Consider the following 19,882-nt stretch of genomic DNA (forward strand, 5'->3'; position numbering starts at 1 on the left):
TTCTGCTACATACTGAGGCCGCCATCAATGGCAACCACTTGACCAGTTAGATAATCTTGGCCTGCTAAAAATACTGTTAAATCTGCAACCTGCTCTGCCTGCCCAAATTCTTTCATAGGAATTTGCGCCAGCATGGCATCTTTTACCTTGTCTGATAGAACAGCTGTCATATCGGACTCAATCATTCCAGGAGCAATAGCATTAACCCTGATATTGCGATTAGCCACTTCACGCGCCACAGACTTGGTAAAACCAATCAAACCAGCCTTAGAAGCTGCATAGTTAGCTTGACCGATATTTCCCATCAAGCCAACAACACTAGACATATTAATGATAGCACCTTCTCTGGCTTTCATCATCGGTTTCAAGACTGATTGTGTCATGTTAAAGGCACCAGTCAAGTTAACCTTGAGCACTTTTTCAAAATCCGCTTCTGTCATCTTGAGCATAAGGGTATCTTGGGTAATCCCTGCATTGTTGACCAAAACATCTACTGAACCCAACTCTGCAATAGCTTGATCAACCATACGCTTAGCGTCTGCAAAATCTGATACATCTCCTGAAATGGGAACCACCTTTACACCATAGTTTGAAAACTCAGCGAGCAATTCTTCTGAGATAGACCCACGACTGTTTAAGACGATGTTGGCTCCTGCTTGAGCAAACTTGTGGGCGATGGCAAGACCAATCCCACGACTCGAACCTGTAATAAAAATATTTTTATTTTTTAGTTGCATTCTTTTCTCCTGTTTCCTCTTGTATTTATGGGAGAAGGGATTACTTGTTTTCTAGCAAAGTTTCCAAACTAGCCTGATCTTCAACATTGGCTAGTTTAGCTGTCTTATCAATTTTTTTCACAAAGCCTGACAAGACTTTCCCCGGTCCAATCTCGATAAAGTTGGTTACGCCTGCTTCTTGCATAACTGCAATACTTTCATAGAAACGAACTGGTTCCTTGACCTGACGCGTCAAGAGTTGAGCAATGTCTTCTTTTTGCATAACTGCAGCTTCTGTATTGCCGACTAGGGGACAAGTAAAATCTGAAAAGTTTACCTGAGCTAGAGTTTCAGCTAGTTTCTGGCTAGCAGGCTCAAGGAGAGCGGTATGAAAAGGTCCTGAAACCTTGAGAGGAATCAAGCGTTTGGCACCTGCCTCCTGCAAGAGTTCGACAGCTAGATCGACTGCAACCACTTCTCCACCAATCACGATTTGTGCAGGTGTATTATAGTTGGCTGGGGTAACCACTCCAAGTTCAGAAGCTTTTTGACAGGCTTCTTCAATGAACTCTACTGGCGTATTGAGAACTGCCACCATCTTGCCAGAACCAGCAGGGGCCGCTTCTTCCATATAGGCTCCACGCTTAGCAACCAAGGCAACCGCATCTTCAAAATCCAAGGCACCGCTGGCCACCAATGCAGAGTATTCTCCAAGAGACAAACCAGCAACCATATCAGGCTGATAGCCCTTTTCTTGCAGTAAACGGTAGATAGAAACCGAAGTCGCTAGAATGGCTGGTTGGGTATAGCGGGTCTGATTGAGTTTGTCTTCTTCCGTATCGATGAGATGACGCAAATCATAACCAAGTACCTGACTCGCTTGATCAATCGTTTCTTTGACAATAGGGTAGTGATCATAGAGATCCCGTCCCATACCTAGATACTGGGCACCTTGACCAGCAAATAAAAAGGCTGTTTTAGTCATTTCTTACAACTCCTGCCCAACGAGAGGCTTCTTCTTGAATTTTCTTAGCTGCTCCGTAATACAAATCTTTTAGGATTTCTTCAGCTGTTTCTTCTTTGGAAACAAGCCCCGCAATCTGACCTGCCATGACAGATCCACCATCCACATCTCCGTGAACAACCGCTTTAGCTAGAGCACCCGCTCCCATTTGTTCAAAAATTTCCAAATCAGGATTTTCTTGTTTAAAGGCATCTTTTTCAGCTTTTTCAAAATCACGAGTCAATTGGTTTTTAATAGCACGAACAGCATGTCCAAAGTGTTGAGCTGAAATCGTAGTATCAATATCTCTAGCTTTTAAAATTTTCGCCTTGTAATTTGGATGGGCATTAGACTCTTTGGCAATGACAAAGCGAGTTCCAACCTGAACAGCCTCTGCACCTAGCATAAATCCAGCCGCAGCACCTTCACCATCCGCAATTCCTCCTGCCGCAATAACAGGAATAGATACAGCTGCCACCACTTGACGCACCAAGGTCATAGTTGTTAATTTACCGATATGCCCCCCAGCTTCCATTCCTTCTGCAATAACAGCGTCCGCACCAATTTTTTCCATGCGTTTAGCTAGGGCAACACTTGGTACAACAGGAATGACTGTGATCCCAGCTTCATGGAAGCGTTCCATGTATTTGCCAGGATTTCCTGCGCCTGTTGTCACTACCTTAACACCTTCCTCGATAACAAGGTCTACAATATCTTCCACAAAGGGAGACAAGAGCATGATGTTGACACCAAAAGGTTTATCCGTTAACGATTTGATCTTGTCAATATTTGCCTTGACGACTTCTTTCGGGGCATTCCCCCCACCGATAATCCCTAGTCCTCCAGCCTTGGAAACAGCCCCTGCCAAATCACCATCAGCGATCCAAGCCATTCCTCCTTGAAAAATAGGATAATCAATATTCAATAATTCTGTAATACGCGTTTTCATAGTGCCTCCATCGTTTCTTGCTTACGTAATAGTTCGATACTGTCATAATTTGAAAATCAAACTATTGCCTAAACAAGAGGGAGCGGGTTTCCCTACTCCTTCTATCTTATATTCTGCTTATTTTGTTTGCTCTTCAACGTAGGCAACCAAGTCACCAACTGTTTTCAAGTCATCTTCTGCTTCGATTTGGATATCAAAAGCATCTTCGATTTCTGAGATTACTTGGAACAAGTCCAATGAATCTGCATCCAAGTCATCAAAAGTTGATTCAAGTGTTACTTCTGATGCGTCTTTTCCAAGTTCTTCAACGATAATTTCTTGTACTTTTTCAAATACTGCCATGATAGGACTCCTTTAAAATAAATAGTTTTTTATAACAATGTGTTCACCACATGATTACCTAAATTGTAAGAATGAGTGTGCCCCAGGTCAAGCCTCCACCGAAGCCTGATAGCAGAACAGTCTGGCTACCATCTAAACGGATGAGGCCTTGTTCTACACACTCTGAAAGTAAAATCGGGATACTGGCTGCACTGGTATTGCCATATTCCATCATATTAGCTGGAAGTTTGTCTCGGTCAACACCAATTTTTCTAGCCATCTTATCCAAAATACGGTCATTAGCCTGATGAAGTAGCAAATAATCCAAGTCTGTCGCCTCTATAGGAGATTCATCAATAGTCTGCTTGATAGACTTGGCTACATCCCGAATGGCAAAATCAAAGACTGCGCGTCCATCCATCTTCAAAAACGAATCTGCATTTTCTTGATCTGAAAATGGAGAATGTAACCCTGAATGTCCATATGTCAGACACTCGCTGCGACTTCCATCGCTATTGAGACTCTCTGCCAAGAAATGCTCTTGCTCACTAGCTTCTAACAAGACACCACCAGCACCATCTCCAAACAAAACAGCTGTTGATCGGTCTGACCAATCGACTGCTTTAGAGAGGGTTTCACTACCAATCACCAAGCCTTTTTGAAAACGACCAGAAGAGATAAACTTTTCAGCAGTTGACAATGCAAATACAAATCCACTACAAGCAGCTGTTAGGTCAAAAGCAAAGGCCTTATTAGCACCAATATTAGCTTGGACACGAGCAGCTGTAGAGGGCATCATCGAATCTGGAGTGATGGTAGCTAGGATGATAAAATCCAACTCTTCCCCTGTGATTCCAGCTTTTGTCATCAGTTTCTTAGCAACCTCTGTAGCCAAATCACTGGTAGATTCTGTTCTTGAAATATGCCTTTGTCGTATTCCCGTCCGACTTGAAATCCACTCATCATTGGTATCCATAATCTGGGCTAAATCATGATTTGTAACCACTTGCTCTGGCACATAATGAGCAACCTGGCTTATTTTTGCAAAAGCCATTATTTCAAATCCTCCAAAAATTGATAAAGTTTAGTCAAGCCTTTGCCCATAACCTCCGTTTCTTCCTTGCTCATACCTTCGATAATATTTTCAACCATGGCCTTGTGGAAGCGTTTATGTAGTCTATGAACCAAGCGACCTTTCTTTGTCAAATGCAGATGCACTACACGTCGATCATGTTCTGAGCGAATGCGTTCAATGTAACCCTTTCGTTCAAGATTATTCAGACTCGTCGTAACTGTCCCAAGAGTCACCATCAACTCTTTCGACACTTGACTTGGCGTCACATCTGGGAATTTTCCAATTACATCGATTGTATGTACTTCTTTGATGGAGATATCCTTGAAACGACTACCCCTCAAGCTAACTTCCTCAATAACGAGGACATTGTTAAATATAGATGTTAAATATTCATTAATTCGTTGGTAGTCCAATCTCTTTTCCCTCCTTTTCAAAAAACTTTCACAATCAAAACATTTGACAAAAAAATTATATCAAACTTCAAAGAACAGTGCAAGTATTTTCTTATTTTCCAGTAAATTTCGGTCTTCTTCTCTCCGAATGAGCCCGAACTCCTTCTTTGAAATCCTCTGTTTGAGCCAAGGATTCCTGTAGCTTCAATTCTAAAGCAGCATAATCTTGCCAATCTTTAAATTGGCTCTCCCAAACCAACTTCTTGATGGCTGCATAGGAATTAGCTGACCCACGTCTCAATTTTTTAAGGAGCTGTTCTCTCGTCTTTTCAAGTTTATCAGCTTCACAGACGCGGTAAACCAGCCCCCATTCTAAAGCTTTTTCTGCGTTCAAAGCCTCACCTGTCATGGCTAATTGAGCAGCACGCGTCACACCAATACTTCGGCTCAATAGATGAATCCCACCTGCATCTGGAGCCAAACCAACTCCAACAAAGGCTTGGATAAATTTAGCCTTATCCGTTGCCAGACAGAAATCTGCAGCAACAGCCATATTTGCTGCGGCACCTGCAACTGCCCCATCAACCTCCATCAAGATAGGTTTATCAATTTGCTTGATTTTATAAGAAATAGTATTGACTAATTCTGCGATTTTCGTCAATGATGGAATATCATCCTCATCTACTGCTCGCTTCATCTCAACCAAATCTCCCCCAACAGAGAAGACTTTGCCATTCGCGTTGATTAAGACAAAATGCACAGCCGGATCCTCTTCTGCTAAAGTCAGAGCTTCTAAAATCTCCTCACACATAGGAATATGAAAACCATTTGCGACCTCAGGACGGTTCAAGGTAAGGATTGCCAAATCCTCTTCAATCTGATAAATAATGTGTTCCATCGGGACTCCTTTTTATTTTATAAGCAGTTTACACTCTTCGAAAATCAAATTCAAACCACGTCAGCTTCGCCTTGCCATACTCAAGTACTGTCTACGGCTAGCTTCCTAGTTTGCTCTTTGATTTTCATTGAGTATTAAATTATTTTATTTCCAAAGTATAGCTTTTTTAAAACTCGAAAGCAAGAAAAAATCGACTAAAAGTGTCTCAGCTGATTGGAAAGGCTCGCTTTAGGCTAGAAAACATCTTATTTTCTTCATTGAAAAAAGGCTTTCTTTCTGCTATAATCGTATAAAATACTTACTTTAGGAGTTCTTATGAAAGTTGTTAAATTTGGAGGTAGCTCACTTGCCTCTGCTGGTCAATTAGAAAAAGTTTTAAACATCGTCAAAAGCGATCCCGAGCGCCGTTTTGTAGTTGTTTCTGCGCCTGGTAAACGCAATGCTGAAGATACTAAGGTTACGGATGCCTTGATTAAATACTACCGCGACTATGTTGCTGGTAACGATATTAGCAAGAGCCAAAGCTGGATTATCGACCGCTATGCTGCTATGGTTAGCGAATTGGGACTGAAACCAGCTGTTTTAGAAAAAATCTCTAAAAGCATTCGTGCCTTAGCCACTCTTCCTATTGAAGAAAATGAATTTCTCTACGATACCTTCCTAGCAGCGGGTGAAAACAACAATGCTAAATTGATTGCTGCCTATTTTAACCAAAATGGTATTGATGCACGCTATGTGCACCCTAGAGAAGCGGGTATTGTAGTCACAAGTGAACCTGGTCACGCTCGCATCATTCCATCAAGTTATGACAAGATTGAGGAATTGACAAACGCCAATGAAGTCCTTGTCATTCCTGGTTTCTTTGGGGTTACCAAGGAAAATCAAATCTGTACCTTCTCACGTGGAGGATCAGACATTACAGGTTCTATCATTGCTGCCGGTGTTAAGGCCGACCTCTATGAAAACTTTACAGACGTTGATGGTATCTTTGCAGCCCACCCTGGTATTATCCACCAACCACACTCAATCCCTGAGTTGACCTACCGTGAAATGCGTGAGTTGGCTTATGCAGGATTCTCAGTCCTTCATGACGAAGCCCTTCTACCTGCCTACCGTGGAAAAATTCCTCTAGTTATCAAGAATACCAACAACCCTGACCATCCAGGTACTCGTATCGTTCTAAAACACAGTAGTGATGAATTTCCAGTTGTGGGAATTGCTGGTGACTCAGGCTTTGTCAGCATTAATATGTCGAAATACCTCATGAACCGTGAGGTTGGATTTGGACGCAAGGTTCTGCAAATCCTTGAAGATCTTAACATCGGTTGGGAACATATGCCAACAGGTATCGACGATCTTTCAATCATCCTCCGTTCTCGCGAACTAACTCCTATCAAGGAAGAAGAAATCCTTCGTCAGTTGGTTCAAAAGGCTGAAGTAGACCATGCAGAAATCGAGCATGACCTTTCAATCATTATGATTGTTGGAGAAAAGATGAAGAGCCATATCGGAGTAACTGCTACTGCGACACGTGCTCTATCTGAAAATAAGATCAACATCCAGATGATGTCTCAAGGTTCTAGTGAAGTATCTATTATGTTTGTTGTCCATAAGGACCAAGAGAAAGCAGCTATTAAAGCCCTCTACAATGCCTTTTTCGGTGAAAGTAAGGAAGACTAAGCATGGCTCAATCACTTAACAAAACAGTGCTCCTCAATACGACAGGCACCTCCTACCTCTCTATAGCTGGGAAAGTTGGGAAATTCCTTGTCGGAGATCAGGCTTTGGAATTTTACCCCGATGTCAATGTTGAACAATTTATCCAGATTCCTTGGAGCCATATCAACCAAATTGGAGCCAATGTCACTGGTCGAAAAATCAGTCGCCACTTCGAAGTCTTTACAGACAGAGGAAAATTCCTCTTTGCTTCAAAAGATTCAGGTGCCATTCTTAAAATTGCTCGCGAAAAACTAGGCAATGACAAGGTCGTCAAACTTCCTACCTTGATTCAGACAATTAGCCAAAAATTTAAAAATCTATTTGCAAAAAAGTAGAAACTTTAGTATAATCATAGCAACGGATAAGTAGGTTATCTTCTTCTTTCAGAAAGTCTGCGGGTGCTGCGAGCAGATAGGAGGGATAGGTGAAATTCTACCGTTAGTAACAATTACATACACAATCAAGTGCACACCTGTGAAGTTGGATGGAACCGTGGCCCTGCCACTCCAACGCTTTGTCAGGTGTGCTTTTTTCATAAAGGAGTTCTTATGTTAGATATCAAACGTATTCGTACAGATTTTGATGCTGTCGCAGAAAAATTAGCTACACGCGGTGTAGATGCTGCTGTCTTGAATGAGATGAAAGAAATCGATGCTAAACGTCGTGACATCTTGGTCAAAGTTGAAACTCTCAAAGCAGAACGTAACACAGTTTCTGCTGAGATTGCCCAAGCTAAGCGCAACAAGGAAAATGCAGATGACAAGATTGCTGCTATGCAAACCCTATCTGCTGAAGTCAAATCCTTGGATGCTGAATTGGCAGAAATCGATGCTAAATTGACAGAATTTACCACTACTCTTCCAAATATACCAGCTGACAGCGTTCCTGTTGGGGCTGACGAAGATGACAATGTGGAAGTTCGCCGTTGGGGTACTCCACGCGAATTTGACTTCGAACCTAAAGCTCACTGGGATCTTGGTGAAGATCTTGGTATCCTTGACTGGGAACGCGGTGGTAAGGTAACAGGGGCTCGTTTCCTCTTCTATAAAGGTCTCGGTGCTCGTTTGGAACGTGCTATCTATAACTTTATGTTGGATGAACATGGAAAAGAAGGCTATACGGAAGTCATCACGCCTTACATGGTTAACCATGATTCTATGTTTGGGACTGGTCAATATCCAAAATTCAAGGAAGATACTTTTGAACTCAGCGATAGCAATTACGTCCTTATTCCTACAGCTGAAGTTCCTCTGACAAACTACTACCGTGATGAAATCCTGGACGGCAAAGACCTGCCAATCTACTTCACTGCTATGAGTCCATCATTCCGTTCTGAGGCTGGTTCTGCCGGTCGTGATACTCGTGGCTTGATTCGTTTGCACCAATTCCACAAGGTTGAAATGGTTAAATTTGCCAAACCAGAAGAATCTTACGAAGAATTGGAAAAAATGACAGCCAACGCTGAAAACATTCTTCAAAAACTCAACCTTCCATACCGTGTCGTTGCTCTCTCTACTGGAGATATGGGCTTCTCAGCTGCTAAAACTTACGACTTGGAAGTTTGGATTCCAGCACAAAATACCTACCGTGAAATCTCAAGCTGTTCAAACACAGAAGATTTCCAAGCCCGTCGTGCCCAAATCCGTTACCGTGATGAAGCAGATGGCAAGGTGAAATTGCTCCATACCCTGAACGGTTCTGGACTTGCAGTTGGACGTACAGTGGCTGCTATTCTTGAAAACTACCAAAATGCAGATGGTTCTGTGACCATCCCAGAAGCACTTCGTCCATACATGGGTGGAGCTGAAGTTATTAAACCATAAAAAATAAGGTTTAGCTATTTCTAGCTAGACCTTTTTTCGTAACCAATTCAGATAAGCGCCTAATACAAAGAGCAAAATGATTAGGCAAATAACAGTTTCAGCCAGTACCAAATAATCCAAAAATGGAAGTTTCAAGATTCCCTGAGCCATCTTAAGCGAGGTAGCTGTGATAATGGTCGGGAAGGTGAGGGCTGAGAAGGCTAGTTGAAAACCTTGTTTTAAAATATTGGGCAGGCGAGTCAAAACAAAGAAAAAGAAGGTTTGAGAAGCCAAAATCATCACAACTAAGAGCCAAGTCGGTAGGCTGGCTCCTCCAACTCTAACTAGAGAAGCCAAGAGTAGAGAAAAAGGAGCACAGTAGATTCCTTCTTGGCCAAGCAAGGCTAGTGGGAGCGGATGTTTCTTTAAATCGCTATAAATAAGGGGATAGAGATAGAAGGTTAGGAGAAAACCAAAACTCAAGGTCGCATAGGCAATTTCGATGATGCCTACGAGAGGATAGGTTAAGGCAGCCACTGCTATCCCCACATAAAGTACCGTCCAGCTTGGAGTAGCATTGACTCTCTTGCCTGGATAGGCAAATTTGATGGTAAAACCAGCAATTAAGGCCACATCCAAGAGAAATGAAAACCACCAGAGTCCTTGCGCAACCAAAGGAAAATGAGGGAAGACGCGAAAGACATAAGTCGATAAAATCATCCCAGCCATGGGAAAGGTCGCCATCCCTGATAAAAGAGGGGGCTTGGTCAATTCTTGCTTGGTTTCCTTCCAATTAAACAGGTGCAGAAGCAGAAAGTAAATCCACAAAATCAAACCTGTCAGACTAAAAAGATGTGACAGAACCGGCAACGTATCTAAAATAAGATTTCCAGCTCCTGCCAAACCTAGCAAACAACCTGAAAATACTAAGGGGAGTTTTTTCATCCTAACCTCCAATAATCATGTTAGTTTCAGTATAGCATAAAAGCGCTTAAATGAGGGGATAAAAAACGAAGTCCGTTGATTTTACTCAGATATGAATTAAGCATAAGGTTGCAATTCTGGATTAATTGGTGTATTGGCCAGATTGTTGGCATAGTTACAGAGGCTTGCTAGGCTGACACCAAGAACCACATCCAAGGCATTTTGTTGGGTGTAGCCAGCTTCTAAAAATTCAGCCAAGGCTTCATCTCCTACACGACCCTTGGTATTGATAACTGCCAAGGTAAACTTAGCTAGGGTGTCCAATTTAGGATCTGTTTCAATTGGAGTACGATTGCGAAGGGCTTGCAGAAGATCATCATTCATCTGGATTTGTTTGATTGAAAAGGCTGTGTGACCTGCGACACAGAAGGCACAACCATTGGTCACAGCTGCCGTGATTTGCACTACTTCGCGCTCAACGGGTGTCAGGCTGTTGCGACGGTTGATAGCTCCGACAGTACGGTAAGCCTCTAAAGCAGTGGGTGCATTAGCCAAGAGACCGATTAGGTTGGGAATATAGCCATTGTTATCTTTTTCTACTGTTTCAAGAACTTCTTTCACTTCTGCTGGTGCTGATTCTACTGTATGAATTGTAAATGTTGTCATCATAAAACCTCTTTTCATGTTGTTGAAACCTAGTCTATCACAGATTCTATACCTTGTATAATATATATTTTAAATTACACTGATAGAAATTTTTTATGAAAGCAAAAAATCACACGCAATGTGTGATTCCATTATTTATTAAAATACTTTTTAGTCTCAGCAATAACGACTGGCGATAAAACTAAGAGGGCAATCAAGTTTGGCAGAGCCATCAAGGCATTGACAATATCTGCGATAATCCAAACCATATCCAACTCGATAAATCCTCCTAGCAAGACCATGAGCACAAAGACCACACGGTAGAGCCAGATAAAGCGAACCCCAAAGAGAAACTCAAAACAACGTTCTCCGTAATAGTTCCAACCTAGAATCGTTGTAAAGGCAAAGAGCACAAGGAAGATGGTCAAAAGGGCAGGTCCAAAGTGTGAAAAGACTGTTGAGAAGGCTGACTGAGTCAAGGCAACTCCATTCAAATCACCACTCCAAACACCAGTTACCAAGATAGTCAAACCAGTCAGAGTACAGATAATGAGAGTGTCAATAAAGGTTCCAGTCATGGAAATCAAACCTTGCTCTACTGGTTCATTTGTCTTAGCCGCAGCAGCTGCAATGGGAGCAGACCCCAGACCAGACTCGTTTGAGAACACACCACGCGCTACACCATTTTGAATAGCCATCCGAATACTAGCACCGGCAAATCCACCCACCGCAGCAACAGGACTAAAAGCGGATGTCAAGATTAAAGCGATTGTGGCAGGAATCTTCCCAATATTAAAGAAAATAACTGTAAGAGTTCCCAAAATATAGATGATAGCCATAAAAGGAACAACGGTTGTTGAAACCTTTGAAATGGACTTAAGTCCTCCAAAGACTGCAATTGCTACAAAGGCAGACAAAACAAGAGCCGTGATAGCTGGCGAAATAGTCGTCGTATTTTGGATAGATTCTGTAATCGAGTTTACCTGGGTAAAGGTTCCGATTCCCAACAAAGCTACTAAGACACCTGCCAGGGCAAAGAAGATAGCAAGTGGACGCCACTTTTCTCCCATACCCAGAAGGATATAGTGCATTGGACCTCCCGCTACTGCACCATGGTCGTCCTTGGTGCGGTATTTAATAGCTAGTAGTCCTTCCGCATACTTGGTAGCCATCCCAAAGAAAGCAGCCATCCACATCCAAAAGAGGGCTCCTGGGCCACCGACCTTGATAGCCGTCGCGACTCCGATAATATTTCCCGTACCAACTGTCGCTGCGAGTGCTGTACACAAGGCCGCAAAGCTGGATACATCGCCATGCCCCTTGTCCTTAGTAAAAATAAGCTGGAAGGCCTTGGGCAGACGCAAAACCTGCAAGAGGCCTAGACGGGCAGTTAGGTAAATCCCTGTCCCGACTAATAAAATCAAGAGGGGTGGGCCCCAAGCAAAAGCATCAATTGATTTAAGCAATTCTAACATTTCCTTCTCCTATCTTTTCAACCCCAAAAGAAAGAGCACATGCAAGATACATGTACTCTGGAATGCTTAGATAAATGCTAAAAAGCAGTCTATCCTAGCTCTGTCCTTTTACCTGAGAGTTTGAGCAGTTGCCTGCCTTGCCCCTTCGGTGCCTTCACGGTCTCTCCAGAGTTCCGTCCATTTACAGTCATGGAAAATCAAACGATTCCCCACTTCTATTAAACTTCATTCGGTGTTGGTATTTAATTGATTCTTATTTTACAAAAAATGTTGGCTTTTGTCAATGTGTTTATTAGTAAAAATTAGTTCAACAGTTTTTACTGTATAAAGCCCGGAATACTTCTATCCTTTAAATGTCACAATAGTCGCACCACTGCCTCCAGCATTTTGTGGGGCATAGCCAAAACTCTTGACGTGTTTGTTTCTTTGTAGGTATTTGGTGACACCTTCACGGATGACACCTGTTCCGATACCATGGATGATATCCACTTGAGCCATATTATTAAGCAAGGCTTGGTCGATAAAGGCATCTAGCTCATTCATGGCTTCTTCATAGCGTTTACCTCGAAGATCCAGTCTAGCTTGAGGGCCTCGGCCAGATGTCCGTTTCACAACATTGACTTGTTTCTTCTTGACTGGTTTTTCTTGCTGGGCTTGAACAAGGTCAAACTCTTTCTCTTCCAAAGTCATCTTAATCAAGCCTACTTGGGCTTCCCAGCGGCCGTCCTTGAGTTGACTAGTCAAGGTACCACGCTGTCCATAACTGAGAACCACGATATCATCTCCCACCTTTGGAGCTCGTTTTTTCTTAGCCTTTTGAAGGACCTTGTTTTTAGACAAGTCCACTTTTTCAGGAGCCAATTTTTTCAATTTGGCCTTGGCTTCAATGATTTCATGGGGTTTGAGTTGAGATTTACTATGGAGATTCTTGAGAATCTGGTCACTTTCACTTAGGGCCATGTCTACAATCTCACTAGCTTGTTCACGCGCCTTATTAAGTTCGGTTTCCTTTTCACGATTGAGTTCGTTGTAAAGTTTTTTGAGAACACGATTCATCTTGAGATTTTCTTGCTCCACCTCACGAATATTATCCAAACGTTTACGGCTTTCCAGCGTCTGCTCTTCCAGTTGCTCAATAATCCGGTTGACATCATTGTCCTGATTAACCTGCTGGCTGGCATCCCCTACGATAACTTCAGATAGGCCTAGACGTTTGGCAATTTCGAAGGCATTGCTTCGACCAGGAACGCCCTGCATAAAGCGATAGGTCGGGCGTAGAGTTGCAGTATCAAACTCCATGCTGGCATTTTGCACAAAGGCTGTCTCAATACCGTAGGCCTTGAGTTCTGGATAGTGGGTCGTCGCCATAGTCTTGACTTGACGCAGGCGAAGGTCCTCCAGAATAGCCATGGCAAGAGCGGCTCCCTCTTGGGGATCTGTACCAGCCCCCAACTCATCCAAGAGTAAGAGTGAATGTTGATTGACCTTGCCAAGAATATCCACAATATTGGTCATGTGGCTAGAGAAGGTAGACAAGCTCTGTTCAATAGACTGTTCATCGCCAATATCAGCAAAAATTTCTTCAAAAATACCAACACGACTTCCCTTGTCTGCTAAAATCGGCAAACCAGACTGAGCCATGATCTGCGTCAATCCCAGAGTTTTGAGCATGATGGTCTTCCCACCTGTATTAGGACCTGTAATGACAATCGCTGTTAAATCTTGACCAAAATGAACATCATTTGCGACGGCATTTTTGACTAGAGGATGGCAGACATGGAGCAGTTGAATTTCCTGATTTTCTGACAGCTGAGGTACAACTGCTTGTCTTTCTTGGATAAAACGAACCTTGGCACGAATCAAATCCAGATGACCGATAATCCAAGCGTCATTGGCAATCTCAGCCGCATGAGGGCGGACACGTTCAGAAATTTCTTGGAGAATGCGAAGCATTTCATAGCGCTCATCTGCTCGCAGACTAGCAATTTCTTCGCTCAGTTTGACCACCTCACGGGGTTCGATGTAGACAGTATTTCCGCTGGCAGAAATATCATGCACGACACCTGCAATCTTATTGCGGTAGGTATTTTTGACTGGTAAAACCTGACGGCCATTTCTGCTGGCAACGATTCCTTCCGTCAACATCTGCGCTTTTTGCTTGAGCAAGTCCTGTAAAACATCGCGTACTTGACTCTCGCTATCATGGATTTTTCGACGGATGCGCGCCAATTCTTCACTGGCAAAATTTTCAATGAAACCTGCATCATTAAAGGCTTGGAGATTTCCTTGTAATTGCGGAAAATCATGTAATTTCTCAAACCAAAGGGCTAATTCTTCCAAGCTGACATTTTCCAGATTGGCATAAAAACTTTGCAGTTCTCGGCTGGCAAGAAGTACTCGCTTCAAGAGTAGGAACTCCTCGATATTGAGATCCGCACCCATCTCCAACCGCTTGCAGACTCCTGCAATTTCCTTGGTTGCGAGAATAGTGAAATGCGGTTGCTCAACAAAAAGAGCCTGCATTTCCTTCATCTCAGCAAAAGCCTGTTTGATTTTATCTGCTTTGGCAGTCGGAGCCAGCTGTCTCAATTGCTCCAAGCCCTGCTCAGTCAACAAATGGGGTTCAAACAAAGCCTTGACCTTATTGAACTCTAATGTTTCTAATATTTTCTTATTCATCGTTATTTCCTTGTCTTTGAATGTCTATACTCTTCGAAAATCTCTTCAAACCACGTCAGCGTCGCCTTACCGTACTCAAGTACAGCCTGCGGCTAGCTTCCTAGTTTGCTCTTTGATTTTCATTGAGTATTAGGTGTAGTAACTTTTTACATTCAATCAAATCTGTAAACAAAGGGCTAGGAAAATTCCTGCCCTTTTTATCCGATTAAATTTGTCACCCAGATTTGTTTGAGCCAACTGGTTGTTACTGGTATGCTCTGGATGATGTGTTTTGCGACGATACTCTTTTCAAGAGGATTTTGTATAGCCGCCATGGGAATGGTCGCCAAGATTGTCAAGGCCATTTGCAAGACAAATAAGGTCACCAACATGGACAAGATACCTGCTGAAACTCGGAACAACTTGCCCCCCAGTTTTTTACTAGGAAGTAAGTGTAAGAGGAGACCAAGCAAACGACCGATGCTATAGACAATCCCAAATACAAGCAAATAGCCGATCCCTGCGTAAAAGACCTTATCCAACTGAAAGAGTTGATCCGATGGAAAAAAGAAAGTTCCCTGACCTTCCTGCGGATTTGCATAAGGGAGCAATAAATGGAATTGTTCTCCCAGCCCCTTGTAAAACTGACCAGCCATAAAAGCCGATGCCATGGCTGAAATCAGGTAATAAACCTGTAAGAGCAGGCCTCTCCGATAGCCGATATAAAATCCCCAAGCCAAGACCAATAGAAGAAAGAGTGAAATCATAAGGAATCCTCAATCTTGCTCTGTTCTTGCTTGCAAGTCACAAGCTTGTGACGGAGTTCTTCTAGCTCTTGTTCCTTATCGTCAAATTCAATCTCACGGCTGAGCTGAGTTGATAAACAGTTGACTGCCAACAAAAGAGCGATTGTTTCATCATCTGCGCTAGGCATTTGTTCTTTAATTGCTTGGTATTTTTCTGTCGCAACCTTAGCGATTTCCTCCATAAAGAGATTATCATGCTCGCTTGTCAAGGTTAATGATTTTTTCCCGAATGTAAATTTGAATCGATTTAGATTTGCCATAAAATTCACCTCACGATATTATACCAAAATTCGCTAATTTTGTCAGTTTTTACAAATTTGCCTGCTTTTATGGTACAATAGAAACTATGGCAAGTATAACACTCACACCAAGCGAAAAGGAGATTCAGGCTTTTCTTGAACACTATGAAACTAGTCTGGCTACCAGCAAGAATCCCTATATCCGCTACTTTTTGAGACTACCTCAAGCAACGGTTTCTATCTATACTTCTGGAAAGATCTTGCTTCAGGGTGAAAGAGCTGAGAAATACGCCAGTTTCTTTGGCTATCAAGTTGTAGAGCAAACCAGCGGACAAAATCTTCCTTTAATTGGAACAGATGAGGTGGGAAATGGTTCCTACTTTGGTGGGCTTGCAGTTGTGGCTTCCTTTGTCACACCTGACCAGCATGACTTTTTACGAAAACTCGGTGTGGGGGATTCTAAGACTCTGACCGACCAAAAGATTCGTCAGATTGCTCCTATTCTCAAGGAAAAAATCCAACACCAGGCACTGCTTCTCTCACCAAGCAAGTACAACGAGGTCATCGGAGACCGCTACAACGCTGTTTCGGTTAAGGTTGCCCTCCATAATCAGGCTATCTATCTCCTTCTTCAAAAAGGTATTCAACCTGAGAAAATTGTGATTGATGCCTTTACCAGTGCTAAAAATTATGACAAGTACTTGGCACAAGAGGTCAATCGTTTCAGTAATCCTATCAGCTTAGAAGAAAAGGCTGAGGGCAAATACTTGGCTGTCGCAGTTTCTTCCATCATTGCGCGTGATCTCTTTCTGGAAAATCTTGAAAATCTGGGACGAGAATTGGGCTATCAACTTCCAAGTGGAGCTGGAACGGCTTCTGATAAGGTGGCAAGCCAGATTTTGCAAGCCTATGGTATGCAGGGACTCAACTTCTGTGCCAAACTGCACTTTAAAAATACTGAAAAAGCGAAAAAACGCTTAGAAAGGTAAATTATGAATTCATTTAAAAATTTCCTAAAAGAGTGGGGATTGTTCCTCCTGATTCTGTCATTACTAGCTTTAAGCCGTATCTTTTTTTGGAGTAATGTCCGCGTAGAAGGACATTCCATGGATCCTACCCTAGCGGATGGCGAAATCCTCTTTGTTGTTAAACACCTCCCTATTGACCGTTTTGATATCGTGGTTGCTCATGAGGAAGATGGCAATAAGGACATCGTCAAGCGCGTGATTGGAATGCCTGGCGACACTATCCGTTACGAAAACGATAAACTTTACATCAATGATAAAGAGACAGACGAACCTTACCTAGCTGACTACATCAAACGCTTCAAGGACGACAAACTCCAAAGCACCTACTCAGGCAAGGGATTTGAGGGAAATAAAGGAACTTTCTTTAGAAGCATCGCTCAAAAAGCTCAAGCCTTCACAGTTGATGTCAACTACAACACCAACTTTAGCTTTACTGTTCCAGAAGGAGAATACCTTCTCCTCGGAGATGACCGCTTGGTTTCGAGCGACAGCCGCCATGTAGGTACTTTCAAGGCAAAAGATATCACAGGGGAAGCTAAATTCCGCTTCTGGCCAATCACCCGTATCGGAACATTTTAAGAGACCTAAGAGGCCGAGAATCAGCAATCTCAGCCTCTTCTTCTATCGTGAGAAGATGATTATTCACTACCCAGTTTGATTAAGATAGAAACAAAGTTATACTCAATGAAAATCAAAGAGCAAACTAGGAAGCTAGCCGCAGGCTGCTCAAAACAGTGTTTTGAGGTTGCAGATGGAAGCTGACGTGGTTTGAAGAGATTTTCGAAGAGTATTAACTCTCACCTATTTATGCAAAGGAATCTTATGGAAGTTTATTTTTCAGGAACCATTGAACGGATTATTTTTGAAAATCCCAGCAATTTTTATCGCATCCTCCTCCTAGAAATCGAAGATACGGACGCAGAAGATTTTGATGATTTTGAAATTATTGTCACCGGTACCATGGCTGACGTGATTGAGGGAGAAGACTATACTTTTTGGGGACAAATTGTCCAGCACTCCAAGTATGGAGAACAACTGCAAATCAGCCGGTATGAACGCTCAAAACCAACTATCAAGGGCTTGGTCAAGTACTTTTCAAGTAGCCATTTCAAGGGAATTGGTCTCAAAACAGCTCAGAAAATCGTGGATACCTATGGCGACAATACCATTGACGAAATTTTACAACACCCGGAAAAGCTAGAAGGTATCGCAGGACTCTCTGCCAAAAATCGCGAGGCATTCGTCTCCACACTTCGTCTCAACTACGGAACGGAGATGGTTTTGGCCAAACTAGCCAACTACGGCATTCCCAATAAACTAGCCTTTCAAATTCAAGACTTTTACAAGGAAGAAACCCTTGATGTGGTTGAAAATTATCCCTACCAGCTGGTTGAGGATATCAAGGGCTTGGGCTTTACCATTGCTGACCAATTAGCGGAGGAACTAGGCATCGAAAGTCAGGCTCCTAAACGCTTTCGTGCCGGTCTAGTTCACAGTCTTTTTCAGGCCTGTATGGAAACAGGGGATACCTATGTTGAAGCACGGGATTTGCTAGAACAAACCCTTACTCTCCTTGAATCTTCTCGCCCCGTGGAACTGGACCCCAGCCAAGTAGCCCAAGAACTCTCCTACTTGATTGAAGAAGACAAGGTTCAGCAGATTGATACCAAGATTTTTGACAACAGCCTCTTTTTCGCTGAGGAAGGCATCCGCAGTCACTTGGTTCGTATCCTTGAAAAAGGAAAACAGAAGAGCCAGGATTTAGAAACCATTCAAAAACATATCACTACTGTCGAGGAAGAGCTGGGAATTGAGTATGATAGTATTCAAAAACAAGCTATCTGTGATGCTATCCAGAACAAGGTCTTTATTCTGACAGGTGGACCTGGTACTGGTAAGACAACGGTTATCAATGGTATCATCGCTGTTTACGCCCTTTTAGAAGGACTTGACCTCAAGAAAAAAAGCAATCTGCCGATTCTTCTTGCTGCTCCAACTGGACGAGCAGCTCGCCGCATGAATGAATTGACAGGTTTGCCTAGCGCGACCATACACCGTCATTTAGGAATGACAGGTGACGATGATACCAGCCATCTTGAAGATTATCTGGATGCCGACTTTATCATCGTAGATGAATTTTCCATGGTGGATACTTGGCTGGCCAATCAACTCTTCTCCAATATCTCTTCTAACAGTAAAATTCTCATCGTGGGGGATAGCGATCAGCTACCGTCTGTCAGTCCTGGACAGGTTCTAGCGGATCTGCTTCATATTCCCTTGATTCCTCAGACTCGCTTGGAAAAAATTTACAGGCAAAGCGAAGAATCAACCATCGTCACCCTAGCTAGTCAAATTCGACAGGGCATCTTGCCAGCTGATTTCACCCAGAAAAGAGCAGACCGTTCCTACTTTGAAATTGCTAGTGGCCATATTCCTGCTACTATTGAAAAAATCTTAGGTGCTGCCCTCAGAAGTGGTATTCCTGCCCGTGATATCCAAGTTCTGGCTCCCATGTACCGAGGGACGGCAGGGATTGATGCCATCAACCAGCTCATGCAAGACCTCCTGAATCCACCACAAAAAGACCAACTCAGTTTTGAAGCTCCCCAGTGCCACTATCGTAAGGGAGATAAGGTCATTCACTTGGTCAACGATGCTGAAATCAATGTCTTTAATGGAGATTTAGGAGCTATCACAGACCTGATTCCTGGTAAATATACCGAATCGAAACAAGACGAGATTATCATTGATTTTGATGGCAATGAGGTCTCTTACCCACGTAACGAATGGTACAAGATTCGCTTAGCCTATGCCATGAGTATCCATAAATCACAGGGAAGTGAGTTCCCTGTTGTCATCCTACCTATCACTAGTGCTAGTAGGCGTATGCTGGAGCGCAATCTCATCTATACAGCCATTACACGCGCCAAAAGCAAGCTTATCTTACTAGGTGAATTGCAGGCCTTTGATTATGCTACCCAACACATTGGAACTGCCCGAAAAACCTATCTGATTGAACGCTTCAGTGATTTATTGGAGAATGTTGAAGAAAAGCAACCAGCTGTCTCTGAAACAGTCACATCAAGTAACTCTGAACAATCCTACATCCTAACCGAAGAAAACTGGACCAGTATTCCAGCTATGATTGGGATTACAGACGCAGACCTCAGAGAGATTTTTGGAAAATAGTGCATAAGAAAACCCACCTAGGCAGGTGGGTTTTTTGTCTATT

General features: G+C 42.8%; 19 protein-coding genes and 1 riboswitch. Of the genes, 6 read left to right on the plus strand and 13 right to left on the minus strand.

Features of this window, described 5'->3' with window-relative positions:
• Positions 1-5: 5 nt before the first annotated feature.
• The 7 genes from fabG to CYK16_RS01355 all read right to left on the minus strand — a co-directional run bounded on the left by fabG (position 6) and on the right by CYK16_RS01355 (position 5,354).
• Complete coding sequence (gene fabG, locus CYK16_RS01325; protein WP_060805212.1) at positions 6-737, minus strand: 3-oxoacyl-[acyl-carrier-protein] reductase; 732 nt, start codon at positions 735-737, stop codon at positions 6-8.
• A 40-nt stretch (positions 738-777) separates the two neighbouring features.
• Positions 778-1,701, minus strand: coding sequence for an ACP S-malonyltransferase (fabD, locus tag CYK16_RS01330; RefSeq protein WP_060805213.1), 924 nt, complete (start codon positions 1,699-1,701; stop codon positions 778-780).
• A complete protein-coding gene (fabK, locus tag CYK16_RS01335) occupies positions 1,694-2,668 on the minus strand; it encodes an enoyl-[acyl-carrier-protein] reductase FabK (RefSeq protein ID WP_060805214.1) in 975 nt (324 codons plus the stop codon). Before fabK ends, fabD begins: the two co-directional genes overlap by 8 nt.
• A 117-nt stretch (positions 2,669-2,785) precedes the next feature.
• Positions 2,786-3,010, minus strand: coding sequence for an acyl carrier protein (locus CYK16_RS01340; protein ID WP_000257838.1), 225 nt, complete (start codon positions 3,008-3,010; stop codon positions 2,786-2,788).
• A 58-nt stretch (positions 3,011-3,068) separates the two neighbouring features.
• Complete coding sequence (locus CYK16_RS01345; RefSeq protein ID WP_060805215.1) at positions 3,069-4,043, minus strand: beta-ketoacyl-ACP synthase III; 975 nt, start codon at positions 4,041-4,043, stop codon at positions 3,069-3,071.
• On the minus strand, positions 4,043-4,477 hold the full coding sequence (gene fabT, locus CYK16_RS01350) for a fatty acid biosynthesis transcriptional regulator FabT (protein ID WP_060805216.1): 435 nt from the start codon (positions 4,475-4,477) through the stop codon (positions 4,043-4,045). Before fabT ends, CYK16_RS01345 begins: the two co-directional genes overlap by 1 nt.
• A gap of 91 nt (positions 4,478-4,568) precedes the next feature.
• Positions 4,569-5,354: an enoyl-CoA hydratase gene (locus CYK16_RS01355; protein ID WP_060805217.1), complete on the minus strand. Its 786-nt coding sequence runs from the start codon at positions 5,352-5,354 to the stop codon at positions 4,569-4,571.
• A gap of 315 nt (positions 5,355-5,669) precedes the next feature.
• Here CYK16_RS01355 and CYK16_RS01365 point away from each other — a divergent pair, with 315 nt between their 5' ends.
• From CYK16_RS01365 to serS, 3 genes are all read left to right on the plus strand, one after another.
• Positions 5,670-7,034 (plus strand): aspartate kinase, encoded by a 1,365-nt coding sequence (locus tag CYK16_RS01365; protein ID WP_101776519.1) that lies wholly within the window; start codon positions 5,670-5,672, stop codon positions 7,032-7,034.
• Between the two features lie 2 nt (positions 7,035-7,036).
• A complete protein-coding gene (locus tag CYK16_RS01370; protein WP_000079350.1) occupies positions 7,037-7,408 on the plus strand; it encodes a DUF956 family protein in 372 nt (123 codons plus the stop codon).
• A gap of 213 nt (positions 7,409-7,621) precedes the next feature.
• On the plus strand, positions 7,622-8,896 hold the full coding sequence (serS, locus tag CYK16_RS01375; protein WP_000884233.1) for a serine--tRNA ligase: 1,275 nt from the start codon (positions 7,622-7,624) through the stop codon (positions 8,894-8,896).
• Positions 8,897-8,920: 24 nt separating this feature from the next.
• On the opposite strand, the gene CYK16_RS01380 is transcribed toward serS, so the two are convergent.
• From CYK16_RS01380 to zapA, 6 genes are all read right to left on the minus strand, one after another.
• A complete protein-coding gene (locus CYK16_RS01380) occupies positions 8,921-9,820 on the minus strand; it encodes a TDT family transporter (protein WP_060805218.1) in 900 nt (299 codons plus the stop codon).
• 96 nt (positions 9,821-9,916) lie between these two features.
• The gene (locus CYK16_RS01385; RefSeq protein WP_000206768.1) at positions 9,917-10,465 is read right to left on the minus strand and encodes a carboxymuconolactone decarboxylase family protein; all 549 of its coding nucleotides are present in this window, start codon (positions 10,463-10,465) and stop codon (positions 9,917-9,919) included.
• 131 nt (positions 10,466-10,596) lie between these two features.
• Complete coding sequence (locus CYK16_RS01390; protein ID WP_060805219.1) at positions 10,597-11,919, minus strand: alanine/glycine:cation symporter family protein; 1,323 nt, start codon at positions 11,917-11,919, stop codon at positions 10,597-10,599.
• Positions 11,920-12,009: 90 nt separating this feature from the next.
• Positions 12,010-12,098, minus strand: a riboswitch (glycine riboswitch).
• A gap of 163 nt (positions 12,099-12,261) precedes the next feature.
• The gene (locus CYK16_RS01395; RefSeq protein ID WP_101776520.1) at positions 12,262-14,598 is read right to left on the minus strand and encodes an endonuclease MutS2; all 2,337 of its coding nucleotides are present in this window, start codon (positions 14,596-14,598) and stop codon (positions 12,262-12,264) included.
• Positions 14,599-14,795: 197 nt separating this feature from the next.
• Entirely contained in the window at positions 14,796-15,344 is a 549-nt protein-coding gene (locus CYK16_RS01400) for a CvpA family protein (RefSeq protein WP_101776521.1), read from the minus strand.
• Entirely contained in the window at positions 15,341-15,643 is a 303-nt protein-coding gene (gene zapA / locus CYK16_RS01405; RefSeq protein WP_000002019.1) for a cell division protein ZapA, read from the minus strand. The genes CYK16_RS01400 and zapA overlap by 4 nt, the downstream gene beginning before the upstream one ends.
• Positions 15,644-15,729: 86 nt before the next feature.
• Between zapA and rnhC the strand changes: the two genes are divergently transcribed.
• The 3 genes from rnhC to recD2 all read left to right on the plus strand — a co-directional run bounded on the left by rnhC (position 15,730) and on the right by recD2 (position 19,839).
• Positions 15,730-16,611 carry a ribonuclease HIII gene (gene rnhC, locus CYK16_RS01410; protein ID WP_060805222.1) on the plus strand — a complete coding sequence of 294 codons (882 nt, stop codon included), beginning with the start codon at positions 15,730-15,732 and terminating at the stop codon, positions 16,609-16,611.
• Positions 16,612-16,614: 3 nt separating this feature from the next.
• Positions 16,615-17,229, plus strand: a complete 615-nt coding sequence (lepB, locus tag CYK16_RS01415) for a signal peptidase I (RefSeq protein ID WP_001083986.1) — start codon at positions 16,615-16,617, stop codon at positions 17,227-17,229.
• A 243-nt stretch (positions 17,230-17,472) separates the two neighbouring features.
• Entirely contained in the window at positions 17,473-19,839 is a 2,367-nt protein-coding gene (gene recD2, locus CYK16_RS01420) for an SF1B family DNA helicase RecD2 (protein WP_101776522.1), read from the plus strand.
• Positions 19,840-19,882: the final 43 nt, after the last annotated feature.

The sequence above is a fragment of the Streptococcus oralis subsp. dentisani genome, from assembly GCF_002860905.1.
Taxonomy (GTDB): domain Bacteria; phylum Bacillota; class Bacilli; order Lactobacillales; family Streptococcaceae; genus Streptococcus; species Streptococcus oralis_BA.